Source organism: Achromobacter sp. GD03932 (genome assembly GCF_029839485.1).
GTDB classification, from domain to species: domain Bacteria; phylum Pseudomonadota; class Gammaproteobacteria; order Burkholderiales; family Burkholderiaceae_B; genus Achromobacter; species Achromobacter bronchisepticus_A.
In genome coordinates this window covers 1-25,735 of sequence record NZ_JAOCAT010000010.1, presented here as the reverse complement: position 1 = coordinate 25,735, position 25,735 = coordinate 1, and the positions used below count along the sequence as shown (strand labels likewise).

Below are 25,735 nucleotides of genomic sequence, written 5' to 3'. Positions count from 1 at the left end.
TTACGCTCCCTTCTTGGCCGGGGCCTTGATGGCCGGGCGCACGACGATGTCGGCGCCAGCGTGGCCGGGGACAGCGCCCTTGACCAGCAGCAGGCCGCGCTCAACGTCAACGCGAACGACGTCGAGGTTTTGAACGGTGCGGGTGACATCACCCAGGTGACCGGCCATGCGCTTACCCGGGAAAATACGGCCCGGATCTTGAGCTTGACCAATCGAGCCCGGGACGCGGTGCGAACGGGAGTTACCGTGCGACGCGCGTTGCGAACCGAAGTTGTGACGCTTGATGGTACCGGCGAAGCCTTTACCAATGGTGGTGCCCGTGACGTCGACCTGTTGGCCGGCTTCGAACACCGATTCCACGGCGATCACGGAACCGGCCGCAAATTCAGCGGCGCGAGCGGGATCAAGGCGGAATTCTTTGAGGATGCTACCGGCTTCAGCGCCGGCTTTGGCGTAGTGGCCCGTTTGCGGCTGAGCCACACGCGAGGCACGACGAGTGCCATAAGCCACCTGGATCGCGGCGTAGCCGTCGGTTTCCAGCGACTTAACTTGGGTCACGCGGTTGTTCGACACGTCCAGCACGGTCACCGGGATGGATTCACCTTCCTCGGTAAAAATGCGGGTCATGCCGACCTTGCGACCCACCAGCCCCAGCCGGTGAGCGGCGGGCGTGGGTGTCGAATTCGACATCGTTTTCTCCATTCCCGACTGCGATTGGTCGGGGCTAATCAGGCAAAAGGTAACGGCCTTTGCCCTACGACTATGTTCAACCTGGTACGAATTCCGGCGGGGGCCGCCTTTCTTCTTCCCATAGTTGCTCTTGCCACAAAATGGCAAGCTTCGCATATTAGCACGTTTTTTCCAGTGGACACAAGCACTTAGCGCGCTTCGGCGCCACCGCAGAGGGTAAATCCACCACAGCTTGTGTAGCTTGGTGATATTGGCGGCACTGGCCGGGGCTGAATGCGGTAGTGAGCGCCTGCTAACTAAATCTGGAAAAGGGTTTGACTACCCTGCCCGCTCTGGGGGCAGGTGTCGCGCCAGAAACGCGACCAAAACAAAATGGCCGCACTCCCGAGGAATGCGGCCATCTTTATTTCGTGCCTGCCGGCGAAGGTAGCAGGCTCGAAGCGCTTTACTGCAGCGCGATTTCGACGTCGACGCCGGCCGGCAGGTCCAGACGCATCAGGGCGTCAACGGTCTTGTCGGTGGGATCAACGATGTCCATCAGGCGCTGGTGCGTACGGATTTCGAACTGGTCGCGCGAGGTCTTGTTGACGTGCGGCGAACGCAGGACGTCGTAGCGACGGATACGCGTGGGCAGCGGCACCGGACCGCGGACAACAGCGCCGGTACGCTTGGCGGTATCGACGATTTCAGCGGCCGATTGATCGATCAGCTTGTAATCGAAGGCTTTCAAGCGGATACGGATCTTTTGGTTTTTCATGGCGTTTCCTAAAGAACGAGAGGCGAAGGCGACGAGACCGCCCTCGCTGGTTGTGTGCTGCTTAAGTGATCCGAATTACTTCAGGATCTTGGCGACGACGCCGGCGCCGACGGTACGACCGCCTTCACGGATGGCGAAACGCAGACCTTCTTCCATGGCGATCGGAGCCAACAGCTTGACCGTCATGGCCACGTTGTCGCCCGGCAGAACCATTTCCTTGTCGGCCGGCAGTTCGATCGTGCCCGTCACGTCCGTCGTGCGGAAGTAGAACTGGGGACGATAGCCTTGGAAGAACGGGGTGTGACGGCCGCCTTCTTCCTTGGACAGGATGTACACCTCGGACGTGAAGTCCGTGTGCGGGGTGATCGAGCCCGGCTTGGCCAGAACTTGGCCGCGCTGGACGTCTTCACGCTTGGTGCCGCGCAGCAGGATGCCCACGTTGTCGCCGGCTTGACCTTGGTCCAGCAGCTTGCGGAACATTTCCACGCCCGTGCAGGTCGTCTTGACCGTCGGAACGATACCGACGATTTCGAGTTCTTCGCCGACCTTGATCACGCCGCGTTCGATACGGCCGGTCACCACGGTGCCGCGACCCGAGATCGAGAACACGTCTTCAACCGGCATCAGGAACGTGCCGTCCACGGCGCGCTCGGGCGTCGGGATGTACGAGTCCAGCGCAGCGGCCAGAGCCATGATGGCCTGTTCGCCCAGTTCGCCCTTGTCGCCTTCCAGCGCCAGCTTGGCCGAACCCTTCACGATCGGGGTGTCGTCGCCCGGGAAGTCGTACTTCGACAGCAGTTCGCGGACTTCCATTTCCACCAGCTCGAGCAGCTCGGCGTCGTCAACCATGTCAGCCTTGTTCAGGAAGACGATGATGTACGGCACGCCAACCTGGCGCGACAGCAGGATGTGTTCGCGGGTTTGCGGCATCGGGCCGTCAGCGGCCGACACGACCAGGATCGCGCCGTCCATTTGCGCGGCGCCCGTGATCATGTTCTTCACATAGTCAGCGTGGCCCGGGCAGTCAACGTGCGCGTAGTGACGCGCTTCCGTTTCGTACTCGACGTGAGCCGTGTTGATCGTGATGCCGCGAGCCTTTTCTTCAGGAGTCGCGTCGATCTGGTCGTAGCCCTTGGCTTCGCCGCCGAACTTGTTCGACAGAACGGTCGTGATGGCCGCCGTCAGGGTGGTCTTGCCGTGGTCAACGTGGCCGATGGTGCCGACGTTCACGTGCGGCTTGGTGCGTTCAAACTTGCCTTTTGCCATGATCTCTATCCTTTGACTTTCAAGGAAATTTCGATATTTGCCGCGCCGCCTTTTGGGCGGACGCGGCGAGGGTTATTTACTTGGCCCGAGCGGCGATGACTTCGTCAGCGACGTTCTTGGGAGCTTCGGAGTAATGCTTGAATTCCATCGTGTACGTGGCACGACCTTGCGTCAGCGAACGCAGGTTCGTGGCGTAACCGAACATCTCGGCCAGCGGAACTTCGGCCTTGATGGTCTTGCCGCCGCCAACCATGTCGTCCATGCCCTGAACCATGCCGCGACGCGAGGACAGATCGCCCATCACGGTGCCAGCGTAGTCTTCAGGCGTTTCGACTTCAACGGCCATCATCGGTTCCAGCAGCACGGGGCTGGCCTTGCGCAGACCTTCCTTGAATGCCATGGAGCCGGCCATCTTGAACGCGTTTTCGTTCGAGTCCACGTCGTGGTACGAACCGAAGAACAGCGTGACCTTGACGTCGACGATCGGGTAGCCAGCCAACACGCCCGAAGGCAGCGTTTCCTGGATGCCCTTGTCCACCGCGGGGATGTACTCGCGAGGAACCACGCCGCCCTTGATGGCGTCCACGAATTCGTAGCCACCGCCAGGAGCCAACGGCTCGACCTTCAGAACCACGTGACCGTACTGGCCGCGACCGCCCGACTGCTTGACGAACTTGCCTTCAACTTCGTCGCAGGTCTTGCGGATGGTTTCGCGGTAAGCCACTTGCGGCTTGCCGACGTTCGCTTCCACGCCGAATTCGCGCTTCATGCGGTCAACCAGAATTTCCAGGTGCAGTTCGCCCATGCCGGAAATGATGGTCTGGCCGGATTCTTCGTCGCTGCGCACGCGGAACGACGGATCTTCCTGCGCCAGGCGCGACAGCGCCAGGCCCATCTTTTCCTGGTCAGCCTTGGACTTGGGTTCCACGGCCTGCGAAATCACGGGCTCGGGGAACTCCATGCGCTCCAGCGTCACGTGCGAATCGACATCGCACAGCGTTTCGCCGGTGGTCACGTCCTTCAGGCCCACGACGGCGGCGATGTCGCCAGCCAGAACTTCCTTGATTTCCTCGCGGTTGTTCGCGTGCATCTGCAGAATGCGGCCGATACGCTCCTTCTTGCCCTTGATCGGGTTGAACACGGTGTCGCCCGACTTCAGGACGCCCGAGTACACGCGGACAAAGGTCAATTGGCCGACGAACGGGTCGGTCATCAGCTTGAACGCCAGCGACGAGAACTTCTCGCCGTCGTCGGCTTGACGCAGGACTTCGTTGCCGTTGTCATCGGTGCCTTCGACCGGCGGAATATCCACAGGCGACGGCAGGTAGTCGATGACGGCGTCGAGCATGCGCTGCACGCCCTTGTTCTTGAAGGCGGTGCCGCACAGCATCGGCTGGATTTCGCCGGCGATGGTGCGCTGACGGATGGCCAGGTTGATCTCGGCTTCTTCCAGCGAACCGGTCTCGAGGTACTTGTTCATCAGTTCCTCGGACGACTCGGCGGCAGCTTCGACCAGCTTTTCGCGCCATTCTTCAGCCGCGCCTTGCAGTTCGGCCGGAATGTCTTCGTAGTCGAACTTGATGCCTTGGCTGGCTTCGTCCCAGATGATCGCCTTCATCTTGACCAGGTCGATCACGCCCTTGAACGTGTCTTCGGCGCCGATGGGGATCACGACGGGGACGGGGTTCGCGCGCAGGCGGTTCTTCAGCTGGTCATAGACCTTGAAGAAGTTGGCGCCGGTGCGGTCCATCTTGTTGACGAAGGCCAGACGCGGCACGCCGTACTTGTTGGCTTGGCGCCACACGGTTTCGGACTGGGGCTGAACACCGCCCACCGCGCAGTAGACCATGCAAGCACCGTCCAGGACGCGCATGGAACGTTCCACCTCAATGGTGAAGTCCACGTGTCCCGGGGTGTCGATGATGTTGATGCGGTGTTCGGGATAGTTCTTGGCCATGCCACGCCAAAACGCCGTCGTAGCAGCCGACGTAATGGTGATGCCACGCTCTTGCTCTTGTTCCATCCAGTCCATGGTGGCTGCGCCATCATGCACTTCGCCAATCTTGTGATTGACGCCGGTGTAGAACAGGATACGTTCGGTCGTGGTGGTTTTCCCTGCATCGATGTGCGCAGAGATACCAATGTTGCGATAGCGCTCGATCGGGGTTTTGCGGGCCATGGTGGGTTAGTCCTTAAATTACCAGCGGAAATGGCTGAAGGCCTTGTTGGCCTCTGCCATCTTGTGCGTGTCTTCGCGCTTCTTCATCGCGGCGCCACGACCTTCGGAGGCGTCGATCAGTTCGCCAGCAAGACGCAGATCCATCGACTTCTCGCCACGCTTCTTGGCGGCTTCACGGAGCCAACGCATAGCCAGGGCCAGGCGGCGCACGGGGCGCACTTCAACCGGCACTTGGTAGTTGGCACCGCCAACGCGGCGGCTCTTCACTTCGACGATCGGCTTGATGTTGTTGATCGCCAGGCTGAAAACTTCGATCGGCTCCTTGCCGGTCTTGGTTTGCACTTGCTCGAGGGCACCGTAGACGATGCGCTCGGCGACGGCCTTCTTGCCGTCCAGCATGACGACGTTCATGAACTTGGCGAGTTCGACGCTGCCGAACTTGGGATCGGGCAGAATCTCGCGCTTGGGTACTTCGCGACGACGGGGCATTGTTGCTTCCTTGTGTCTGTTCAGTTGAACCGTGTTTCATTACACGGCCATGGCCGTCCATGGAGACGACCCCTTACGTGCCGCGCACATTCCCATCATCTGGATGGCGCGGTCGCACTTCCCTAGTGACGGACTTCCGCCACGCGGGGGTACTGCTGACTCGTTATTAAGCCTTCTTCGGGCGCTTGGCGCCGTACTTCGAGCGGGCTTGCTTACGATCCTTGACGCCTTGCAGGTCGAGGGAACCGCGCACGATGTGATAACGCACACCGGGCAAGTCCTTCACACGACCGCCACGCACCAGAACCACCGAGTGCTCTTGCAGGTTGTGGCCTTCACCGCCGATGTACGAAATGACTTCGTAACCGTTGGTCAGACGCACTTTGGCAACCTTACGCAGAGCGGAGTTCGGCTTCTTGGGGGTGGTGGTGTACACGCGAGTGCACACGCCGCGGCGTTGCGGGCAGTTTTCGAGCGCGGGGCTCTTGCTTTTGATGATGCTGACTTCGCGCGGCTTGCGCACGAGTTGGCTAATGGTAGGCATGACCTTTGAAATCCCTTTTACGTACCACTGGGTAAGTACTTACGTACTCGTCTCCTCAAGCAGTGAACTTTCGGAGAAGGCAGTTCGCGCAAAACCGCCTCAAACGTTCGTATACGTAAAAGAGCGGGCTTGCCAACAAACTATGACAAAACGCACAAAGCTGGATGCCGTGGAGCGACGACGCCGGAAAGACCCGATGCCGCGAAGCCGTGTGGTTTGGAAGACGAAAGGCTCGTGACGCACCCCGTTCCCAGACACCGTACTTCTGAGCCCTACCGCGGCCAGTTTTTGCGCGCGAAATAAAGCAGTAAGCCCTTTAGCATAACTGAGATAAAGGCTTGCTGTCAAAGAAAATTGTAAGTCAGGCGACGTGGCATATTGCCGGCAGAAGAACGCCAGTTCGGCGGCGCTCGCGGAAATTAGGGCCACATACGCCAAAAAGCGGAACCGAAAACCGGGGCCACTGAGCGCGGCCGACTGCGGGAAAAACGATAGCAGACTTTCCGGCGGCGGCTGGCGCCTGGCGCGGCGGCCAGTGTACCCGCCCGCGCTACTGGTCGGCGAACAGGTAGCCGCTGCCGTAGACCGTGCGTATCGGCAACATCACCCCGGCCAGCTCCGCCTTGCGGCGCAAGCGGCTGACGATCACGTCGATGCTGCGCGAACCGCTGGCGCGCACCGAGCCGCCCTCGACCTGCAGCTCGTCACCCAGCTCGGTGCGGCCCACGGCCTTGCCCGCGACTTCCAGCAGCGAGCGCACGATCAGGCGTTCATTGGCGGACAGGGAGATGGTCGCCCCCGAGGGCGCCGCCAGAGTCCAGCCCTGGTCGCGCAGTTCCCACTGTCCGTTCGGGGCGGCCTCGCCCACGGACGCCGCTTCCTGCCCCGCGGGCAGGCGACGGGCCAGGGACAGCAGGATGCAGGCCAGCTCGCGCGGATCCTGCGGATCTGGCAGACAGGCGTCCGCGCCGCTTTGCAGGCAGCGCAGGCGGCTATCCACCGACATGCCGCGCCCCGTGACCACGATGCCCATCGACGACGAGCCGTGCAGACGCGCCACCAGGGCGTAGCCGATTTCGCCCAAGGTCCCGACATCCAGGACCACGACGTCATAGCCGCCGCCGTTGAGCAATCCAAACAATTCGAGAGACGTCGAGCAACCGCGTGCAGAAATACCAGCTTGCAACAATGCGGACACGGCAATGCCGCGAGCGGCCTCGTCCGGTGACATCATAAGTATGCGCAATTGATTCATATCTGTTCCATCCGACCAACAACCTCGACCGGCTCCGCCCTCGCCATACTGAGGGAGGGGGAGAACGATTGAGACAGTGTGGCGCGTTGTTACGCAACAACTCCAGTCAAGATTCGTCAACTTTGCAATGTTTGACAGTTCTTGCCATAACGTAGCCAGCCGGGGCCTCTCCCGAGTTATCATTCGTTTACACCTATATATTCCTTTCTCATCTTGCAGTAGGGCGCCATAGCGCGCGCTTGCGTAGCAAACCTTCGCGAGAACACGTCTGATGAAAATCGCGTCGCTGGAAGACGACCTGGATCAAGCACGCCGCATCCAGCAAGTTCTGACCACTGCCGGATACGACTGCACCAGTTATCAGCAAAGCCGCGATCTGCTGGCCGCGCTGCGCACTGAGCATTTCGACCTGGTGCTGCTGGACTGGCATCTGCCCGACATCGATGGTGATGATGTGGTGCGGTGGCTGCGTGCCAATATCGGTCCGCGCATCCCAGTCATCTTCCTGACCAATCGGTCCAGCGAGGACGATCTGGTGGAAGGCCTGCGCGCCGGCGCGGACGACTACATCGTCAAACCGTTGCGCCCCCTGGAGCTGCTGGCGCGGGTGGCGGCCTTGCTGCGCCGCAGCCAGATCGCCGAACCTGCGGACGATGCCTTCGACGTAGCGCGTTATCGCATCGAGCCCGCCGCCCGCAGCATCACCCTGGATTCCGCGGTTGTGCCGCTCGCCCCCAAGGAATTCGAACTGGCGCTGCTGTTTTTCCGCAATGTCGGCCGCCTCATGTCCCGCGACGTGCTGGCCGAATGCGTATGGAACCGGGAAATTCCGGCCACCTCGCGCACCCTGGACACCCATTTGTCGAACATCCGGCAAAAGCTCCAGCTGCGTCCGGAACATGGCGTGCGCCTCACGTCTTCCTATGCGCTGGGCTACCGGCTCGAGCTGATCAGCTCGCCGGAAGACATCGCAGTCAATCCGCAGTAAGCGCCTGCGCGCATCCCTGGAGAAACGAGAGTCATGAGCCGCTGCCGCGCGCTTTCTTTGCTTGGCCTGATTTCCTGCCTCACGCTGATGGCGCCGGCGCACAGCCAGCCCGCCGGCGCGCTGGGGGATGATTTCATCTACCGCATCCGCCAAGGCGATACGCTGATCGACCTGGCGACCCGCTATACGCACAAGCCGGCCAACTGGAACCAGTTGCAGACCCTGAACAAGGTCGTCACGCCCGAAGCCCTGCCCATCGGGCTGGAGTTGCGCATTCCCCTGTCCATGATTCCCGTGCGGCCCGCCGATGCCCGTGTCGTGCACGTCAGCGGCCAGGCGAACGTCGACGGCAAGGCCCTGCGGGCTGGCGACACCGTGGCCGAAGGTAGTACGGTCGGCACCGCCGCCAACGGCTTCGTGACGCTGGAGCTGGCCGATGGTTCCAAGCTGACGCTGCCGGCTGGCGGTTCGGTCGAGCTGACGCGCCTGCGCCAGTTTGAAGGTACCGCGCTGACGGATTCCGTCGTCCGGGTGCAAAAGGGCGGCGTGGAATCGTCCGTGGCACCCGCGGGACAAGGCGTGGGCCGTTTCGAAATCCGCACGCCGGTCGCAGTCACCGGCGTACGCGGCACGCGCTTCCGCGTGCAAAGCGGCGCACAAGGCGTGCACAGCGAAGTGCTGGAAGGCAGCGTGCGGCTGCAGCCCCACGCCCCCGGATCGGCGCCGGCCAAGCCCGTGGCGGTGGCCACGGGCTACGGCGCGGCAGTCGGCTCGGACGGCGTGGTCTCGGGCATGCGTGCGCTGCTGGATGCGCCGCAGCTGGGCACGCCCACGCGGGCGGGCGGCGGCGCCTGGACCGCCGACGTCTCGCCCGTGTCCGGCGCACAGAGCTATCTGGTGCGCGTTTCGCGCGATGCCGAAGGCGCGTTGCCGGTATCGTCGACGAGCTTCCCCAGCAACGACATCCGCTTTACGGCGCCCGGTCCCGGCACCTACTACGTGTCGGTGCGCGCAGTGGATGACCTGGGCCTGAACGGGCGCGACGCGATCGCCACCTTCGAGGGCGCGAACATGCTCCTGACCTCCGACGGCTCTGGCGTGGCCAGCGGCACGGGCGGCCTGATCACGCTGACCGATTACTAGAGCCCGCCCCATGGCCGATGCCGATCCGCAGGACCGGACCTCGCGCTCAGGGCTGTGGCTGACTGTGGCTTTGGCGGCGCTTGCCGCCATCCTGGGCGCTTTCAACGGCCTGGGCCGTTTCGACCAGATTCTTTATGACCGCGCCTTGTCGATGACCGGACGCGGTGCCGATCCCGATATCCTGATCGTCGCGATAGACGATGACAGCGTCAAGGCGCTGGGCCACTGGCCCTGGCGGCGCGCGGTCCACGCGGCGCTGCTGGACCGGCTCCAGGGCGCTCGCGCCGTCGCGCTGGACCTGATCTTCGCCGAGCCGGACATGGCCAATCCGAACGACGACCGCATTCTGGCCGACAGCATCCGGCGCCACGGCCGTACCGTCCTGCCGGTCGTGCTGGACCGGCTCGACCGCCCTGCCGCCGTCAACGAACCCATCCCCGGCGTGTCGCAGGCCGCCGCCGCGAAAGGCTTCATCAACGCGCGCATCGACCCCGATGGCGTGGTGCGCGAAGCCACCCTGACCGCGCGGCTTGGAGACCGCCGCTGGAACCATCTGGCCTTGGCCATGCTCGACGTCGGCGGCGAACCGGATTCCGCGCAAAAGCTGTTGCAACGTGCCGCGCCTGACGGCAGCATCCTGATTCCCTACGCCGGCCCCACCGCGCATACGCGGACCGTGTCCTACCTGTCCGTGTTGCGTGGAGATCTGTCGCCGGAGGAACTGCGCGACAAGTACGTGCTAGTCGGCGCTTGGGCCACCGGCCTGGGCGACGCCTACCCGACACCGGTTTCACATGACGTCAGCGGCATGTCGGGGGTGGAGATCATCGCCAACCTGCTGCACGCCGCGCGCGACGACATCGCCTATAGGCTGCCGCCCGCCTGGTGCAACGCGCTGTTTGCGGCGCTGCCCGTGCTGCTGGCCTGCCTGGCCCTGTGGCGGCTGTCGCCCAAGCGGGCCCTGCTGGTCAGCCTGGCGCTGTTCGCCCTCATCCTGCTGACCGCGCTGCTGCTGCTGGCCTACGCCTATGTGTGGTTCGCGCCCGCTGCGGCGCTGCTGGGCGTGACGCTGTGCTATCCGCTCTGGAGCTGGCGCAGCCAGGAGGCCGCGCTGCGCTACATGGACAACGAACTGCGCCGCCTGCAGCGCGAGTACCCGCCGGTGCTGAACGAGGCCGGCGCCCAGGGCGCGGGACCCAGCGTGTCGCTGGAGAGCCGCGTCGGGGAGCTGCGCCGGGCGCTGGCCCGCGTGCGCAACCTGCGCCGCTTCCTCGCTGACGGCCTGGACGGCATGCCGGACGCCACGCTGGTTTTCGATCAGGACGGCCGCATGCAATTCCGCAACCAGGCTGCTGTCATGTATTTCCAGCGGCTGGGCATGCGCCCTCCCCGCGTCGGCCGTCCGGCCGCGCACCTGCTCGAGAAGACCATCTCCGATCCCGCCACCCGCCAACGCGTCGCCGAAGCGCTCAGCGGCCAAGGCCCGGTCGCCGCGTCATCGCCCTGGAGCGCCGACCTGGAAATACGCGACCACGCCGGGCGCGACCTGATCCTGAAATGCGCCCCCATCCATACCGCCGAAGGCAACTTCGCCGGCACCGTCACCACGCTGACGGACATCTCGCGCATCCGCCAGGCGGAACGCCAACGCGAGGAAACCCTGCGCTTCATCTCGCACGACATGCGCGCGCCCCAAAGCTCGATCCTCGCGCTGGTCGAAATGAAACAGGAAAGCGGTTCGACCGAAGGCCAGGGTGAAACCCTGGGCCGCATCGCCGCGCTGGCCAACCGCACGCTGCGCCTGGTCGACGATTTCGTGCACCTCACGCGCGCCGAGTCGATGACGATCAGCGCGGTGGAGCTGGATCTGGGTAGCCTGCTGCAGGACGCCGTGGACGAATTCTGGGCCTCGGCACAGAAACGCGGCATCGAACTCACCCTCGCGCTACCGCTGCCCGGCGCCTACGTCCGCGGCGATCAGACGCTGCTCATGCGCACGCTGTGCAATCTGATCGACAACGCCATCAAATACAGCCCGGCGGACACGCGGATCGAATGCGGCATCGACGAGGAACCTGGCTTCTGGCGCGTCAACATCCGCGATCAGGGCCAGGGTATCGCAGCGCAGGACCTGGCCCGCTTGTTCGAGCCGTTCTCGCGCGTGGGTGTGGAAACCCGCGGCGATGTCGGCGGCGCGGGCCTGGGCCTGGCATTCGTGCGCACGGTGGCCGAACGCCACGGCGGATCGGTCGAGGTCAGCAGCGAGCTGGGCGTGGGTTCGGTCTTCACGCTGCGCCTGCCGATGGCGCCGGAGGAAATGCCCGCGGCGTAGCCGCGGCGCTCCCTATTGGAAGACGTGCGAGATCACGGCGGGCTTGCCCGCCTTGACCTCCAGCGTCATGCGGTAGGGCGGCAGATCGGCGTTGCGCAGCACCACCTGGTACTTGCCGGGAATCAGCCGCAGTTCCTTGACCGGCGGACTGATGCCACGCGCCACGCCATTGATCCAGACCTCGCCCCATGGGCGGATGTCCAATCGCACCTGCACGGGAACCGGTTTGGGCTTGGGAGCCTCTTCGGCCACGGCGGGAGTCTCGGCCGGCGCGGCCGCGGGTGAAGTTGGCGCAGTCCCAGACGCCTCGGCAGGCAGCGCCGGCTGAGCCGGAGTGTCGCCCTGAGCTGGCGCGCTTCCCGCGACTGGGGGTTGAGGCGCGGATTCCTGCGGGGTTCGAACCTCGGGCAGCGATGGCGGCGCCGCAGACGTGGCGCCCGGCGCCGGCGCCGATGGCGGCGGCAGGGGATGCACCGCCGGCGGGTTCGGCTGGACCACTTCGGACCGGGTGATCAGTGCATTGGGCGCGCCCATGCCAGACTCGAACCAGGCATATACGCCCGCGCCAATCAATGCCACGATGAGCAGCAGCACCAGCAGCGGATGGCGCCCGCGGGCGGGTTGATGCACTGCGGCAGCAGCCGCCGGCGCCGCGCGCGAAGCCGGCGCCGGAATCACCGGATCCGGCGCCGTTTCGACCTGCGCGGCGATGCCCAGCATGCCGGCCAAGTCGGCCAGCGTCTGCGGGCGGTCAGCGGGCGCCATGGCCAGGCCGGCGTCGACCACTGACAGGAAGTGCGGGCTGTATTTCGGCAAACCCAGGGACGCGAGCGGTTCGTAGGTATCTTCAGCCCGGCGTTCGGGCGCCGGGACGGGCTTGCTGCCAATGATCAGGGCGTGCATCACCGCGCACAAGGCGTAGATATCGCTCCAAGGGCCGCGCGGCCATTCCATCGAATCCGTGTAGAGCTCGAACGGCGCAAACCCCGGGGTCGGCGTGCGGGTAGCGCGGCGCGAACGCGCCACGACCAGTTCGGGCACCAGATGGGCACGGGCGTTTTCGTCCATGCCCACCGTGTCCAGCGAAATATCGCCGCAGATTTCACCTTGGGCATGCAGCGCCATCAAGGACGGCAGCAGATCGGACAAAAGCCGCTTGATGCGGGTTTCCGGCACGCCCCCCGCCGTGCTGGCGGCGATGGCGCTCAGCGGACGCAGTGCAAGCGGCGCGGCGCCGGAAAAAGGGCCACGCGGCGTCAGGAGGCCGGCGGAAGAAGACATGATCGGGACTGCGCTGTCGCGCGACAGCTGAATTAACTATGGAATAAGGCGAATATTATCCAATCCGCACCGCAAGGACATTGCCGAAAATGTCCGAGCGCATCAGGCTGTGGCACGATAGCGTACCGCTAAACCTCTCTACACCTTTGGAAGCCATGAAAATTCGCGTTCTGAGTAGTCTGCTCGGCTTATCGGCCCTGCTGGCGGGCTGCGCCGGCGTCTCATCCCAAAAGCCGGAAGCGCCTCCCACCGCGGAAGCCCTGGACCAGCTGCAGCAGGTACGCGACAAATATAGCGCCGGCCGCTACGGAGAAGTCATCCGCGGCGTCGCCACCTCCGACGCCCTGGCCACTTCCACCAAGGCCGTACGCATCGAGGCCTACAAGCTGCAGGCGTTCAGCTACTGCGTGAGCAAGTATGCGCGGCTGTGCGAAGACAGTTTCGCCCGCATTCTGGCCCTGGACCCCGCCTTTGAACTGGCGCCCAACGAAGCCGGCCATCCGGTCTGGGGACCCGTCTTCCGGCACGCGCAGGCACAGGTTCCAAAATAACTTCCCTGCGCCAGACAAAAAAAAGGCCGCTGATTTGCATCAGCGGCCTTTTTGATTCCGGGCATGCCGCGCCGGACTGCGCGCGGCATCCCTGCCGGGTGTTTCCGCTTATTCGGCGGAATCCTCGGCGCCCAGGTCGGAAGCCGGCGTTTCCGCATCCGAGCCCACCGTGACCGGCGAGTCTTCGAACGGGTTGGCCAGCTGGCGGGCGGCTTCGCGTTCCGCAGCCTCCAGCGCTTCCTTGTCCCTGCGGGCATGGTGGTAAGCCAGGCCGGTACCGGCCGGGATCAGGCGGCCGACGATGACGTTTTCCTTCAAGCCGCGCAGGTCGTCGCGCTTGCCCATGATGGCGGCTTCGGTCAGGACCCGGGTGGTTTCCTGGAACGAAGCGGCCGAGATGAACGAGTCGGTCGACAGCGAGGCCTTGGTGATACCCAGCAGCACGTTGTCGTAGCTGGCCGGACGGCGGTCTTCAGCCGTGACGCGGTCGTTCTCGTTCAACAGCTCGGAGCGCTCGACCTGCTCGCCCGGGATGAACTCGGTATCGCCGGCGTCGACGATGTTCACGCGGCGCAGCATCTGGCGGACGATCACTTCAATATGCTTGTCGTTGATCTTCACGCCCTGCAGACGGTACACGTCCTGCACTTCGTCGACGATGTACGTCGCCAGCTTCTCGATGCCTTGCAGGCGCAGGATGTCGTGGGGATCGGCCGGGCCGTCCACGATCATTTCGCCCTTGTTCACCACTTGGCCGTCGTGCACCAGAACCTGCTTTTCCTTCGGAATCAGGAACTCGTGGCTAACGCCTTCCAGGTCGGTGATGACCAGACGCTGCTTGCCCTTGGTGTCCTTGCCGAACGAGACCGTGCCGGTGACGTCGGCGAGCATGCCGGCATCCTTCGGCGAACGGGCTTCGAACAGCTCGGCCACGCGCGGCAGACCGCCGGTAATGTCGCGGGTCTTTTGCGATTCTTGCGGAATACGCGCCAGAACTTCACCCACGGCAACCTGCTGGCCGTCACGCACCGTGATCAGCGCGCCCACCGGGAACGAGATGTTCACCGAGTGATCGGTGCCGGCGATCTTGACGTCTTCGCCGTTCTCGTTGACCAGCTTGATCTGCGGACGCATGACGATCTTGCCGCCACGGGTCTTCGGCGTGATGACGACGAGCGTCGACAGGCCGGTGACTTCGTCCACCTGCTTGGCAACGGTCACGCCTTCTTCGATGTTCTCGAAGCGGACGGCGCCGCCGTATTCCGACACGATCGGACGGGTCAGCGGATCCCACGTCGCCAGACGCGCGCCAGCCTTCACGGCTTCGCCATCGCCAACCAGCACGGTCGCGCCGTACGGGATCTTGTGGCGTTCGCGTTCGCGGCCGTTGTCGTCGAAGATCGCCAGTTCGCCGGAGCGCGAGATCGCCACGCGTTCGCCCTTGGCGTTGGTGACGTAGCGCATCGTGCTGGCAAAGCCGACGGTACCGCTGGACTTGGTTTCCACCGCGCTGGCCAGGGCCGAACGCGACGCCGCGCCACCGATGTGGAACGTACGCATCGTCAGCTGCGTGCCCGGTTCACCGATGGACTGAGCGGCGATGACGCCAACCGCTTCGCCCTGGTTGACCGGCGAGCCGCGGCCGAGGTCGCGGCCGTAGCAGTGCGCGCACAGACCGTGGCGCGTTTCGCAAGTCAGCGGCGTGCGGACCTTGACTTCGTCCACGCCGATGCGGTCGATGGTGTCGACCATGTCTTCGTCCAGCAGGGTGCCGGCGACGATGGCCGTTTCCTGCGTGTCCGGGTTGACGATATCAACGGCAGCCACACGACCCAGGATGCGATCGCGCAACGGTTCAATGACTTCACCGCCTTCGACCAGGGCCTTCATGTTGTAGCCCTGCGAGGTGCCGCAATCGTCCTCGGTAATCACCAAGTCTTGCGTCACGTCGACCAGACGACGGGTCAGGTAACCCGAGTTGGCGGTCTTCAGTGCCGTATCGGCCAGACCCTTACGCGCGCCGTGAGTCGAGATGAAGTACTGGAGTACGTTCAGGCCTTCACGGAAGTTCGCGGTAATCGGCGTTTCGATAATCGAGCCGTCCGGCTTGGCCATCAGGCCGCGCATACCGGCCAGCTGGCGGATCTGGGCGGCCGAACCGCGGGCGCCCGAGTCAGCCATCATGTAGATGGAGTTGAACGATTCCTGGCGCACTTCTTCGCCGTGACGGTTGATCACGGGCTCGGTGGCCAGTTGTTCCATCATCGCCTTGCCGACCTTGTCGCCGGCCTTGCCCCAGATGTCCACCACGTTGTTGTAGCGTTCCTGGGACGTGACCAGACCCGACGAGTACTGCTTGTCGATTTCCTTCACTTCGCGGCTGGCTTCGGCCAGGATGCCTTCCTTGGCGGTCGGGATCAGCATGTCGCCCATGGCGATGGAGATACCGCCGCGCGTGGCCAGGCGGAAGCCCGACTGCATCAGCTTGTCAGCGAAGATCACCGTGTCGCGCAGGCCGCAGCGGCGGAACGACTGGTTGATCAGGCGCGAGATTTCCTTCTTCTTCAGCGCCTTGTTCAGTACCGTGAAGGGCAGGCCCTTGGGCAGGATTTCGGACAGCAGCGCGCGGCCGACCGTCGTCTCGTGACGGCGGATCACCGGCTGCCATTCGCCGTTCTCGTCGCGCTCGTGTTCCTTCAGGCGCACGGTGATGCGCGACTGCAGTTCGACTTCGCCGTTGTCGTAGGCGCGCTGCACTTCAGCGACGTCGGTGAAGAAGATGCCTTCGCCGCGGCCGTTGATGCGCTCGCGCGTCGTGTAGTACAGACCCAGCACGATGTCCTGGGACGGCACGATCGACGGTTCGCCGTTGGCCGGGAACAGCACGTTGTTGGAGGCCAGCATCAGCGTGCGCGCTTCCAGCTGGGCTTCCAGCGACAGCGGCACGTGCACGGCCATCTGGTCACCGTCGAAGTCGGCGTTGAACGCCGCGCAAACCAGCGGGTGCAGCTGGATGGCCTTGCCTTCGATCAGGACCGGCTCGAACGCCTGGATGCCCAAACGGTGCAGCGTGGGCGCACGGTTCAGCATGACCGGGTGTTCGCGGATGACTTCTTCCAGGATGTCCCAGACCACCGGTTCCTGGCTTTCCACCAGCTTCTTGGCAGCCTTGATGGTCGTGGCCAGGCCCATCATCTCCAGACGATTGAAGATGAACGGCTTGAACAGTTCCAGGGCCATCAGCTTGGGCAGGCCGCACTGATGCAGCTTGAGCTGCGGACCCACCACGATGACCGAACGGCCCGAGTAGTCGACGCGCTTGCCCAGCAGGTTCTGACGGAAACGACCGCTCTTGCCCTTGATCATGTCGGCCAGGGACTTGAGCTGGCGCTTGTTGGCGCCCGTCATGGCCTTGCCGCGGCGACCGTTGTCCAGCAGCGAGTCGACGGCTTCCTGCAGCATCCGCTTTTCGTTGCGCAGGATGATTTCCGGAGCCTTCAGCTCCAGCAGGCGCTTCAAGCGGTTGTTGCGGTTGATGACGCGGCGGTACAGGTCGTTCAGGTCGGAGGTCGCGAAGCGGCCGCCGTCCAGCGGCACCAGCGGACGCAGGTCCGGCGGCAGCACGGGCAGCACTTCCATGACCATCCACTCGGCCTTGATGCCGGACTTCTGGAAGCCTTCCAGCACCTTCAGGCGCTTGGAGATCTTCTTGATCTTGGCTTCCGAGCTGGTGGCCTTCAGTTCGCCGCGCAGCGTTTCCACTTCGCGGTCGATGTCGATGGTGCGCAGCAGTTCGCGCACGGCTTCCGCGCCCATCAGGGCACGGAAGTCGTCGCCGTACTCTTCGGTCTTGGCGAGGAAATCGTCATCCGACATGATCTGGCCGCGCTTGAGCGGCGTCATGCCGGGTTCGATCACGCACCAGGCTTCGAAGTACAGCACGCGTTCGATGTCGCGCAGGGTCATGTCGAGCACCATGCCCAGACGCGACGGCAGGCTCTTCAGGAACCAGATGTGCGCGACGGGGCTGGCCAGCTCGATGTGGCCCATGCGTTCACGGCGAACCTTGGCGACGGTGACTTCCACGCCGCACTTTTCGCAGATCACGCCACGATGCTTCAGGCGCTTGTACTTACCGCACAAGCACTCGTAGTCTTTGATCGGGCCAAAGATCTTGGAGCAGAACAGGCCGTCGCGCTCGGGCTTGAACGTACGGTAGTTGATGGTCTCGGGCTTGCGAACTTCGCCGTAGGACCACGAACGGATCTTCTCGGGCGAGGCGATGCCGATCTTGATGGCATCGAACTGCTCGTCTTGCGAGACTTGCTTAAAGAGGTCGAGTAGCGCTTTCATTAGTTACGCTCCAAATCCATGTCCAGGGCCAACGAGCGGATTTCCTTGACCAGCACGTTGAACGATTCCGGCATGCCGGCGTCGATGACGTGATCGCCCTTGACGATGTTTTCGTATACCTTGGTACGGCCGGTGATGTCGTCGGACTTCACCGTCAGCATTTCCTGCAGGGTGTAGGCGGCGCCGTATGCTTCCAGCGCCCACACTTCCATTTCCCCGAAACGCTGACCGCCGAACTGCGCCTTGCCGCCCAGAGGCTGCTGGGTAACCAGCGAGTACGGGCCGGTCGAACGCGCGTGCATCTTGTCGTCGACCAAGTGGTGCAGCTTCAGGTAGTGCATGTAGCCGACCGTGACGGGGCGCTCGAACTGCTCGCCGGTGCGGCCGTCGTACAGCCACGCCTGCGTACGCGAAGGCGTCAGCGCCATGCGCTTGGCGACGTCGTCCGGATAGGCCAGTTCCAGCATCGTGGTGATTTCCTCTTCGGTCGCGCCGTCGAAGACGGGCGTCGCGAACGGCACGCCGTTCTTGAGGTTCTGGGCCATTTCCATGACTTCTTCGTCGGTCAGCTCGTCGATGCGCGCGCCGGTGCCGGTCGTGTTGTAGACCTTGTCCAGATAGGCGCGGACGTTCTTGACCTGCGCAGTGCGCTCGTCGCGCAGCATGTCGGCGATGCGGTGGCCCACGCCCTTGGCAGCCCAGCCCAAGTGCACTTCCAGCACCTGGCCGACGTTCATCCGCGAGGGCACGCCCAGCGGGTTCAGAACGATGTCGGCCGGCGTGCCGTCAGCCATGTGCGGCATGTCTTCCACCGGGGTGATGCGCGAGACCACACCCTTGTTGCCGTGACGGCCTGCCATCTTGTCGCCAGGCTGCAGACGACGCTTCACGGCCAGGTAGACCTTGATCATCTTCAGCACGCCCGGGGGCAGCTCGTCGCCTTGCGTCAGCTTCTTGCGCTTTTCTTCGAAAGCCAGGTCGAACTGGTGGCGCTTCTGCTCCAGCGATTCCTTGGCCTGCTCCAGCACGACGGCGTGCGGCTCGTCGGCCAGGCGGATGTCGAACCACTGCCAGCGGTCCAGATCAGCCAGGTATGCCTTGGTGATCGTGGCGCCCTTGGCCAGCTTGCGCGGGCCGCCGTTGACGGTCTTGTTGACCAGCATCTTTTCGATACGGTCGAACTGGTCGTTTTCAACGATACGCAGCTGGTCGTTCAGGTCCTGGCGATAGCGGCGCAGTTCATCGTCGATGATGGACTGGGCGCGCTTGTCGCGCACGATGCCTTCGCGCGTGAACACTTGCACGTCGATCACGGTGCCGGTCATGCCCGAGGGCACGCGCAGCGAGGTGTCCTTAACGTCGGACGCCTTTTCACCGAAGATGGCGCGCAGCAGCTTTTCTTCGGGCGTCAGCTGGGTTTCGCCCTTGGGCGTGACCTTGCCGACCAGCACGTCGTCGGCGCTGACTTCGGCGCCGATGTACGTGATGCCCGAATCGTCCAGGCGGTTCAGTTGCGTCTCGGCCAGGTTGCTGATGTCGCGCGTGATTTCTTCCGGACCCAGCTTGGTATCGCGAGCAACGACCGTCAGTTCCTCGATGTGGACCGAGGTGTAGCGGTCATCGGCAACAACCTTTTCGGAGATCAGGATCGAGTCTTCGAAGTTGTAGCCGTTCCAGGGCATGAACGCGATCAGCATGTTCTGACCCAGGGCGAGTTCGCCCAGGTCGGTCGATGCGCCGTCAGCCAGCACGTCACCCTTGGCGACCTTGTCGCCACGCTTGACGATGGGACGCTGGTTGATGTTCGTGTTCTGGTTGGAACGGGTGTACTTGATCAGGTTGTAGATGTCGACGCCGACTTCGCCAGCGACGTTTTCTTCATCGTTCACGCGGATCACGACGCGCTCGGCGTCGACGTGGTCGACCAGGCCGCCACGCAGGGCTTGCACGGTCGTACCCGAGTCAACGGCCACGGTGCGCTCGATGCCCGTACCCACGACCGGCTTTTCCGGACGCAGGCAAGGCACGGCCTGGCGTTGCATGTTGGCGCCCATCAGCGCGCGGTTCGCGTCGTCGTGTTCCAGGAACGGAATCAGCGAGGCGGCGACCGACACGATCTGCGACGGGGCAACGTCCATGTAGTGCACGTTGGCCGGGGCGGTCAGCATGGTTTCGCCAGCTTCGCGGCAAGCCACCAGGTCGTCCACGAAACGGCCTTCCTCGTCCAGCGCGGCGTTGGCCTGCGCGATGACGTAGTGGCTTTCTTCGATGGCCGACAGGTAGTCGATCTGCTCGCTGACCTTGCCGTCAATGATCTTGCGGTAAGGCGTTTCCAGGAAGCCGTACTCGTTCAGGCGAGCGTACAGCGCCATGGAGTTGATCAGGCCGATGTTCGGGCCTTCCGGCGTTTCGATCGGGCACACGCGGCCGTAGTGGGTCGGGTGCACGTCGCGGACTTCGAAGCCGGCGCGCTCGCGGGTCAGACCGCCCGGGCCCAGTGCGGAAACGCGACGCTTGTGCGTGATTTCCGACAGCGGGTTGGTTTGGTCCATGAACTGCGACAGCTGGCTCGAACCGAAGAACTCCTTGATGGCAGCCGAGATCGGCTTGGAGTTGATCAGGTCGTGCGGCATCAGGTTTTCCGTCTCGGCCTGGCCCAGACGTTCCTTGACGGCGCGCTCGACGCGCACCAGGCCGGCGCGGAACTGGTTCTCGGCCAGTTCGCCGACGCAACGCACGCGGCGGTTGCCCAGGTGATCGATGTCGTCGATCTGGCCACGGCCGTTACGCAGCTCGACCAGTACCTTGATGGTTTCAAGGATGTCTTCGTTGGTCAGCGTCATCGGACCCGTGATGTCTTCACCACGGCCCAGACGGCTGTTGACCTTCATGCGGCCGACGCGCGACAGATCGTACGTTTCTTCGCTGTAGAACAGACGCTGGAACAGCGCTTCCACCGCTTCTTCGGTGGGCGGTTCGCCAGGACGCATCATGCGGTAGATGGCAACGCGCGCGGCCATCTGGTCGGCGGTTTCATCGGTGCGCAGCGTTTGCGAGATGTACGGGCCGCGGTCCAGGTCGTTCGTGTAGAGGGCCTGGATGTCGTGCACGTTGGCGGCGCGCAGGGCGCCCAGCACGCTTTCCGTGATCTCGTCGTTGGCGTTGGCGATGACTTCGCCGGTGTCCGGGTCGACGATGTTCTTGGCCAGCACGCGGCCGTACAGGAAGTCTTCCGGCACGGAGATGCGCTGGATGCCGCCGGCAGCCAGGTCGCGCAGATGCTTGGCGTTGATGCGCTTGTCTTTTTCGACAATGACCTTGCCGCTGCGGTCGCTGATGTCGAAACGGGCCATTTCGCCCTTCCAACGCTCAGGCACGAATTCCATCATCGCGCCTTCGCTCTTCAATTCGAAGTTGTCGAAGTCGAAGAAGTTGGCCAGGATCGATTCCGGCGTCATGCCGATGGCCTTGCACAGAATCGTGACGGGCATCTTGCGGCGACGGTCGACGCGGAAGAACAGGACGTCCTTCGGATCGAATTCGAAGTCCAGCCACGAGCCGCGGTAAGGAATCACGCGGGCCGAGAACAGGAGCTTGCCGGAGCTGTGGGTCTTGCCGCGGTCGTGCTCGAAGAACACGCCAGGCGAGCGGTGCAGCTGCGAAACGATGACACGCTCGGTGCCGTTGATGACGAAGGAACCCGTGCCCGTCATGAGCGGAATTTCGCCCATGTAGACTTCCTGTTCCTTCACTTCCTTCACGGTGGGCTTGCTGACTTCGCGGTCAAGCAGCACCAGGCGGACCTTGGCTCGCAGGGGCGAGGCATAGGTCAGGCCACGTTGCTGACATTCCTTGACATCGAACACCGGTTCGCCGAGCACATAGCTCACGAACTCCAAGCGCGCCATACCGTTGTGACTAACGATCGGGAAAATCGACGAGAACGCCGCCTGCAAACCGTCGGCTACGCGATCGGACGGGGCGGTATCCGCCTGCAGGAAAGTTAGGTAGGATTGAAGCTGTGTCGCCAACAGGAAGGGAACGTTTTGAACGTCTTCACGCTTGGCGAAGCTTTTGCGGATGCGCTTTTTTTCGGTGTACGAGTAAGGCATGAGCACTCCGACTCGAGGTTGCATGGGCCGTCAACCACGGCCCCAGGTGATACGACTCCAGGAAACCCCCCTGTAAAGGGCATACCCCCAGTAGGGGTTTCCTGGAAACGCAAAAGCCCGGGGACTGCAAACTGCGCTGTCCCCGGGCAAATTGACGCAGGTCTTACTTGACTTCGACCTTGGCGCCAGCTTCTTCCAGCTTCTTCTTGGCGGCTTCGGCGTCAGCCTTGGCCACAGCTTCCTTGACGGGCTTCGGAGCGCCGTCGACCAGGTCCTTGGCTTCCTTCAGACCCAGACCGGTCAGCTCGCGCACGGCCTTGATGACGCTGACCTTGTTGGCGCCGGCGTCGGTCAGGACGACGGTGAACTCGGTTTGCTCTTCAGCGGCGGCGGCAGCGCCACCAGCGGCGGGAGCAGCGACAGCGACAGCGGCGGCAGCAGCCGACACGCCGAACTTCTCTTCCATTTCCTTGATCAACTCGGACAGCTCGAGCACGGTCATGCCAGCGATGGCGTCAAGGATTTCAGCTTTGTTAAGTGCCATTTTTCAGAACTCCAAATATTTTGGTAATGCCAGGGTTTGGGTGTCGCTCGGTCGTTCAGCGAATTCCGTGAAGGCAGGCGATTAAGCCGCAGCCTTCTGGTCGCGCACGGCGGCGAGGCCACGGGCGAACTTGGTCGGAACTTCGTTGAGCGTACGCACGAATTGCGCGATGGGGGCTTGCATGGTGCCCAGCAGTTTCGACAGCAACTCTTCGCGCGAGGGCATGGTGGCCAGAGCCTTCACGCCGTCTTGGTTCAGCAGGCTGTTGGGCAGAGCGCCCGCCTTGATGACCAGCTTGTCGTTGCTTTTCGCGAAACCTGCGAGGACCTTGGCCGCCGAAACCGGATCAGCGCTGATGCCATAGATCAGCGGACCGGTCAGTTGCTCAGCCAACGGCTCGAAAGCCGTGCCGGCAACAGCACGACGGGCCAGCGAGTTCTTCAGAACACGCAGATACACGCCCGATTCACGCGCAGTTTTGCGCAGTACGGTGACAGAGGCGACGTCCAGACCACGGTACTCAGCGATAACAATCGATTGGGCCTTGGCGACTTCCGCCGAGACTTCCTCGATTACCACCGCTTTCTCTTGACGATTGAGACTCACGGTTTGAACACTCCATCAAAAGACGCCTGGGGCCTGAGCCTTGCGCGTCAACCGAATGCGGCGCCTGGTCGAGTTCTTCGTGTAAAGAAATCTTCCTGGGGACGCCGTCTACGCTGGATCCGAACCTTACGGGCTTCGGTATTAAGCGGAGGGGTCCGGTACTGCTTGAACCACCCTGCTCCAGCGGTCTTTGACAGCAACATCCGGAGGAATCCGGATGCAGCCCAAAGTACGTTTACAGCTATCGGCTTAGTTGGCCGACAGCGAGGCAATTTCCACGCGCGCACCGCCGCCCATCGTGGACGAAACGGCCAGCTTGCGCAGGTAAATGCCCTTGGCAGCTGCGGGACGAGCCTTTTGCAGGGCGTCGACCAGAGCGGCCAGGTTGGTTTGCAGCTGTTCCACGCCGAACGACGCGCGGCCGATCGTTGCGTGGATGATGCCAGCCTTGTCGGTGCGGTACTGAACCTGACCGGCCTTGGCGTTCTTGACAGCGGTAGCGACGTCCGGGGTCACGGTGCCGACCTTCGGGTTCGGCATCAGGCCACGGGGACCCAGGATCTGACCCAGGGCACCCACGACACGCATCGTGTCGGGCGAGGCGATGACCACGTCGAAGTCCATTTGACCGGCCTTGATCTGGTCAGCCAGGTCGTCCAGACCGACGATGTCGGCGCCAGCGGCCTTGGCGGCTTCAGCCTTGTCGCCTTGGGCGAACACGGCCACACGGACCGACTTGCCGGTGCCGGCGGGCAGAACGACCGAGCCGCGAACCAGTTGGTCCGACTTCTTCGGGTCGATGCCGAGTTGCACGGCCACGTCAATGGATTCATTGAACTTGGCGACGGCGGTTTCCTTGACCAGGGTCAGGGCTTCAGCGACCGGGTACAGCTTGGTGCGGTCGATCTTCTGCGCAATGGCGGCGGCGCGCTTGGACAGTTTTGCCATGATTAGATCCCCTCAACCGTGATGCCCATGCTGCGGGCGCTGCCAGCGATCGTACGCACGGCGGCGTCCAGATCAGCGGCGGTCAGATCGGGGCCCTTGGCCTTGGCGATCTCTTCAGCTTGAGCGCGGGTCAGCGTGCCGACCTTGTCGGTATGCGGCTTGGACGAACCCTTTTGCACGCCGGCGGCCTTCTTGATGAGGACCGTCGCGGGCGGGGTCTTCATGATGAAGGTGAAGCTCTTGTCGGCGAAGGCGGTGATCACCACCGGAATCGGCAGACCAGGCTCCATGCCTTGGGTCTTGGCGTTGAACGCCTTGCAGAATTCCATGATGTTCAGGCCACGCTGACCCAGGGCCGGGCCAATCGGGGGGGAGGGGTTAGCCTTACCAGCCGGCACTTGCAGCTTGATAAAGCCGACGATCTTCTTCGCCATGCTTTGCTCCTTGCGGGTTATATCGCTCCTGGGCGTTCAGGCCTGGGAGCTCCCCGGGGGTTGAAATTAGGTCTTTTCGACCTGACTGAAATCGAGTTCGACGGGCGTGGCGCGACCAAAAATGGTGACAGACACGCGAACCTTGCTCTTTTCGTAATTGACTTCTTCGACGTTGCCGTTGAAGTCTGCAAACGGACCTTCCTTGACCCGAACCATCTCGCCCACTTCGAACAGGATCTTGGGGCGGGGCTTCTCGACGCCCTCTTCCATCTGGGAGAGGATCTTCTCGACTTCCTTTTCGGAAATCGGGGTCGGACGGTTGCCCGAGCCACCCAAAAAGCCGGTGACGCGGTTGGTGTTCTTGACCAGGTGCCACGTTTCGTCGGTCAAGTCCATTTCAACCAGGACATAACCGGGGAAAATGCGGCGCTCGGTGATCGACTTCTGGCCACCCTTGACCTCGACGACTTCCTCGGAGGGCACAAGAATGCGGCCAAAAGACGTTTGCAGACCCGCGCGCTCGATGCGCTCGTTCAGGGCCTTGTGTACGCTTTTTTCCATGCCGGAGTACACATGGACGACATACCAACGCTTACTCATTCGCCGTCCTTATTTCCAGCCCAACAACAGGCCGTAAAGAATCCATTCGATGCCCTTGTCGAGCACCCACATGAAAAGGCCCATGACCGCCACAAACGCGAAAACGATACCCGTCATCTGGGTCGTTTCCTTGCGCGTGGGCCACGAGACACGCTTGACTTCGTTGTAGGACTCGCTGGCGAAGCTCAGGGTGCGGCGGCCGGGTTCGCTGAACCAGGCGATCACGGCTGCGATCACAAGGCCGCCGACGAATACGCCGATACGTGCAGGCATCGGTTGCGCGCTGAGCACGGAAAACCCGACGATGCCAGCAATAACGACAAGAACCGCCAGCCCGAGCTTCACCCGGTCGGCGGTACTGGTTACGGTTTCTACGCTGGTATTAGACATATTGCGACGCGAGCCGCCGTGAATGCGTAACTCGCGATGATCTCCCGCGGGTTTATCCTGGCGGTGGCAGGGGCAGTAGGAATCGAACCTACAACCTTCGGTTTTGGAGACCGACGCTCTGCCAATTGAGCTATGCCCCTAAAACACTACACTTGCACTACACAGCTGCTTCCGCCTTACATGCAACAACTTGCGGAACCATACATCATACTACTTTTACAGCAAAGATGGATAGAGGGACTTGAGAGTCCACTCTACCCATCCGGGTATTGC

At 62.9% G+C, this 25,735-nt stretch carries 20 protein-coding genes and 1 tRNA gene; 4 read left to right on the top strand and 17 right to left on the bottom strand.

The window, feature by feature from the left end:
- The 7 genes from rplC to N5C88_RS11385 all read right to left on the bottom strand — a co-directional run bounded on the left by rplC (position 1) and on the right by N5C88_RS11385 (position 7,180).
- Positions 1 to 690, bottom strand: a complete 690-nt coding sequence (gene rplC / locus N5C88_RS11415) for a 50S ribosomal protein L3 (protein ID WP_008168945.1) — start codon at positions 688 to 690, stop codon at positions 1 to 3.
- A gap of 445 nt (positions 691 to 1,135) precedes the next feature.
- Positions 1,136 to 1,447, bottom strand: a complete 312-nt coding sequence (gene rpsJ / locus N5C88_RS11410) for a 30S ribosomal protein S10 (protein ID WP_003806903.1) — start codon at positions 1,445 to 1,447, stop codon at positions 1,136 to 1,138.
- Between the two features lie 75 nt (positions 1,448 to 1,522).
- The gene (gene tuf / locus N5C88_RS11405; RefSeq protein WP_119449751.1) at positions 1,523 to 2,713 is read right to left on the bottom strand and encodes an elongation factor Tu; all 1,191 of its coding nucleotides are present in this window, start codon (positions 2,711 to 2,713) and stop codon (positions 1,523 to 1,525) included.
- 76 nt (positions 2,714 to 2,789) lie between these two features.
- Positions 2,790 to 4,892, bottom strand: a complete 2,103-nt coding sequence (gene fusA / locus N5C88_RS11400; protein ID WP_054459383.1) for an elongation factor G — start codon at positions 4,890 to 4,892, stop codon at positions 2,790 to 2,792.
- Between the two features lie 18 nt (positions 4,893 to 4,910).
- Positions 4,911 to 5,381, bottom strand: coding sequence for a 30S ribosomal protein S7 (rpsG, locus tag N5C88_RS11395; protein ID WP_006216561.1), 471 nt, complete (start codon positions 5,379 to 5,381; stop codon positions 4,911 to 4,913).
- A gap of 166 nt (positions 5,382 to 5,547) precedes the next feature.
- A complete protein-coding gene (rpsL, locus tag N5C88_RS11390) occupies positions 5,548 to 5,925 on the bottom strand; it encodes a 30S ribosomal protein S12 (RefSeq protein ID WP_005017264.1) in 378 nt (125 codons plus the stop codon).
- A gap of 550 nt (positions 5,926 to 6,475) precedes the next feature.
- Positions 6,476 to 7,180, bottom strand: coding sequence for a winged helix-turn-helix domain-containing protein (locus tag N5C88_RS11385; RefSeq protein ID WP_280015337.1), 705 nt, complete (start codon positions 7,178 to 7,180; stop codon positions 6,476 to 6,478).
- A 271-nt stretch (positions 7,181 to 7,451) separates the two neighbouring features.
- On the opposite strand from N5C88_RS11385, the gene N5C88_RS11380 reads away from it, so the two are divergent.
- The 3 genes from N5C88_RS11380 to N5C88_RS11370 all read left to right on the top strand — a co-directional run bounded on the left by N5C88_RS11380 (position 7,452) and on the right by N5C88_RS11370 (position 11,643).
- The gene (locus tag N5C88_RS11380) at positions 7,452 to 8,168 is read left to right on the top strand and encodes a response regulator transcription factor (RefSeq protein ID WP_059380278.1); all 717 of its coding nucleotides are present in this window, start codon (positions 7,452 to 7,454) and stop codon (positions 8,166 to 8,168) included.
- An 87-nt stretch (positions 8,169 to 8,255) separates the two neighbouring features.
- Entirely contained in the window at positions 8,256 to 9,311 is a 1,056-nt protein-coding gene (locus N5C88_RS11375; RefSeq protein WP_280015382.1) for a FecR domain-containing protein, read from the top strand.
- 10 nt (positions 9,312 to 9,321) lie between these two features.
- Positions 9,322 to 11,643 (top strand): CHASE2 domain-containing protein, encoded by a 2,322-nt coding sequence (locus tag N5C88_RS11370; RefSeq protein WP_280015336.1) that lies wholly within the window; start codon positions 9,322 to 9,324, stop codon positions 11,641 to 11,643.
- Positions 11,644 to 11,655: 12 nt separating this feature from the next.
- Here the strand turns inward: N5C88_RS11370 and N5C88_RS11365 are convergent, their stop codons facing one another.
- Positions 11,656 to 12,924, bottom strand: a complete 1,269-nt coding sequence (locus tag N5C88_RS11365; RefSeq protein WP_280015335.1) for a serine/threonine protein kinase — start codon at positions 12,922 to 12,924, stop codon at positions 11,656 to 11,658.
- Between the two features lie 155 nt (positions 12,925 to 13,079).
- On the opposite strand from N5C88_RS11365, the gene N5C88_RS11360 reads away from it, so the two are divergent.
- A complete protein-coding gene (locus N5C88_RS11360) occupies positions 13,080 to 13,475 on the top strand; it encodes a TssQ family T6SS-associated lipoprotein (protein ID WP_280015334.1) in 396 nt (131 codons plus the stop codon).
- Positions 13,476 to 13,583: 108 nt separating this feature from the next.
- Here N5C88_RS11360 and rpoC read toward each other — a convergent pair whose 3' ends face one another.
- The 9 genes from rpoC to N5C88_RS11315 all read right to left on the bottom strand — a co-directional run bounded on the left by rpoC (position 13,584) and on the right by N5C88_RS11315 (position 25,602).
- Positions 13,584 to 17,828, bottom strand: coding sequence for a DNA-directed RNA polymerase subunit beta' (rpoC, locus tag N5C88_RS11355; protein ID WP_059380283.1), 4,245 nt, complete (start codon positions 17,826 to 17,828; stop codon positions 13,584 to 13,586).
- The gene (rpoB, locus tag N5C88_RS11350) at positions 17,828 to 21,940 is read right to left on the bottom strand and encodes a DNA-directed RNA polymerase subunit beta (protein WP_059380284.1); all 4,113 of its coding nucleotides are present in this window, start codon (positions 21,938 to 21,940) and stop codon (positions 17,828 to 17,830) included. Before rpoB ends, rpoC begins: the two co-directional genes overlap by 1 nt.
- A 163-nt stretch (positions 21,941 to 22,103) precedes the next feature.
- Positions 22,104 to 22,484 carry a 50S ribosomal protein L7/L12 gene (rplL, locus tag N5C88_RS11345; protein WP_042795892.1) on the bottom strand — a complete coding sequence of 127 codons (381 nt, stop codon included), beginning with the start codon at positions 22,482 to 22,484 and terminating at the stop codon, positions 22,104 to 22,106.
- 81 nt (positions 22,485 to 22,565) lie between these two features.
- The gene (rplJ, locus tag N5C88_RS11340; protein ID WP_013397032.1) at positions 22,566 to 23,090 is read right to left on the bottom strand and encodes a 50S ribosomal protein L10; all 525 of its coding nucleotides are present in this window, start codon (positions 23,088 to 23,090) and stop codon (positions 22,566 to 22,568) included.
- Positions 23,091 to 23,339: 249 nt separating this feature from the next.
- Positions 23,340 to 24,038 (bottom strand): 50S ribosomal protein L1, encoded by a 699-nt coding sequence (rplA, locus tag N5C88_RS11335; protein WP_054459364.1) that lies wholly within the window; start codon positions 24,036 to 24,038, stop codon positions 23,340 to 23,342.
- A 2-nt stretch (positions 24,039 to 24,040) separates the two neighbouring features.
- A complete protein-coding gene (gene rplK / locus N5C88_RS11330; protein WP_006389587.1) occupies positions 24,041 to 24,472 on the bottom strand; it encodes a 50S ribosomal protein L11 in 432 nt (143 codons plus the stop codon).
- Between the two features lie 66 nt (positions 24,473 to 24,538).
- On the bottom strand, positions 24,539 to 25,072 hold the full coding sequence (gene nusG / locus N5C88_RS11325) for a transcription termination/antitermination protein NusG (RefSeq protein WP_006389586.1): 534 nt from the start codon (positions 25,070 to 25,072) through the stop codon (positions 24,539 to 24,541).
- Between the two features lie 9 nt (positions 25,073 to 25,081).
- The gene (secE, locus tag N5C88_RS11320) at positions 25,082 to 25,462 is read right to left on the bottom strand and encodes a preprotein translocase subunit SecE (RefSeq protein ID WP_054459362.1); all 381 of its coding nucleotides are present in this window, start codon (positions 25,460 to 25,462) and stop codon (positions 25,082 to 25,084) included.
- Positions 25,463 to 25,526: 64 nt separating this feature from the next.
- Positions 25,527 to 25,602 (bottom strand) — tRNA-Trp (locus N5C88_RS11315).
- Between the last annotated feature and the right edge of the window lie 133 nt (positions 25,603 to 25,735).

What these genes read in the sequence shown, in the direction of transcription:
- rplC (WP_008168945.1), bottom strand. Translation starts at nt 690, where the DNA reads ATGTCGAATTCGACACCCACGCCCGCCGCTCACCGGCTGGGGCTGGTG.
- rpsJ (WP_003806903.1), bottom strand. Translation starts at nt 1,447, where the DNA reads ATGAAAAACCAAAAGATCCGTATCCGCTTGAAAGCCTTCGATTACAAG.
- tuf (WP_119449751.1), bottom strand. Translation starts at nt 2,713, where the DNA reads ATGGCAAAAGGCAAGTTTGAACGCACCAAGCCGCACGTGAACGTCGGC.
- fusA (WP_054459383.1), bottom strand. Translation starts at nt 4,892, where the DNA reads ATGGCCCGCAAAACCCCGATCGAGCGCTATCGCAACATTGGTATCTCT.
- rpsG (WP_006216561.1), bottom strand. Translation starts at nt 5,381, where the DNA reads ATGCCCCGTCGTCGCGAAGTACCCAAGCGCGAGATTCTGCCCGATCCC.
- rpsL (WP_005017264.1), bottom strand. Translation starts at nt 5,925, where the DNA reads ATGCCTACCATTAGCCAACTCGTGCGCAAGCCGCGCGAAGTCAGCATC.
- N5C88_RS11385 (WP_280015337.1), bottom strand. Translation starts at nt 7,180, where the DNA reads ATGAATCAATTGCGCATACTTATGATGTCACCGGACGAGGCCGCTCGC.
- N5C88_RS11380 (WP_059380278.1), top strand. Translation starts at nt 7,452, where the DNA reads ATGAAAATCGCGTCGCTGGAAGACGACCTGGATCAAGCACGCCGCATC.
- N5C88_RS11375 (WP_280015382.1), top strand. Translation starts at nt 8,256, where the DNA reads ATGGCGCCGGCGCACAGCCAGCCCGCCGGCGCGCTGGGGGATGATTTC.
- N5C88_RS11370 (WP_280015336.1), top strand. Translation starts at nt 9,322, where the DNA reads ATGGCCGATGCCGATCCGCAGGACCGGACCTCGCGCTCAGGGCTGTGG.
- N5C88_RS11365 (WP_280015335.1), bottom strand. Translation starts at nt 12,924, where the DNA reads ATGTCTTCTTCCGCCGGCCTCCTGACGCCGCGTGGCCCTTTTTCCGGC.
- N5C88_RS11360 (WP_280015334.1), top strand. Translation starts at nt 13,080, where the DNA reads ATGAAAATTCGCGTTCTGAGTAGTCTGCTCGGCTTATCGGCCCTGCTG.
- rpoC (WP_059380283.1), bottom strand. Translation starts at nt 17,828, where the DNA reads ATGAAAGCGCTACTCGACCTCTTTAAGCAAGTCTCGCAAGACGAGCAG.
- rpoB (WP_059380284.1), bottom strand. Translation starts at nt 21,940, where the DNA reads ATGCCTTACTCGTACACCGAAAAAAAGCGCATCCGCAAAAGCTTCGCC.
- rplL (WP_042795892.1), bottom strand. Translation starts at nt 22,484, where the DNA reads ATGGCACTTAACAAAGCTGAAATCCTTGACGCCATCGCTGGCATGACC.
- rplA (WP_054459364.1), bottom strand. Translation starts at nt 24,038, where the DNA reads ATGGCAAAACTGTCCAAGCGCGCCGCCGCCATTGCGCAGAAGATCGAC.
- rplK (WP_006389587.1), bottom strand. Translation starts at nt 24,472, where the DNA reads ATGGCGAAGAAGATCGTCGGCTTTATCAAGCTGCAAGTGCCGGCTGGT.
- nusG (WP_006389586.1), bottom strand. Translation starts at nt 25,072, where the DNA reads ATGAGTAAGCGTTGGTATGTCGTCCATGTGTACTCCGGCATGGAAAAA.
- secE (WP_054459362.1), bottom strand. Translation starts at nt 25,462, where the DNA reads ATGTCTAATACCAGCGTAGAAACCGTAACCAGTACCGCCGACCGGGTG.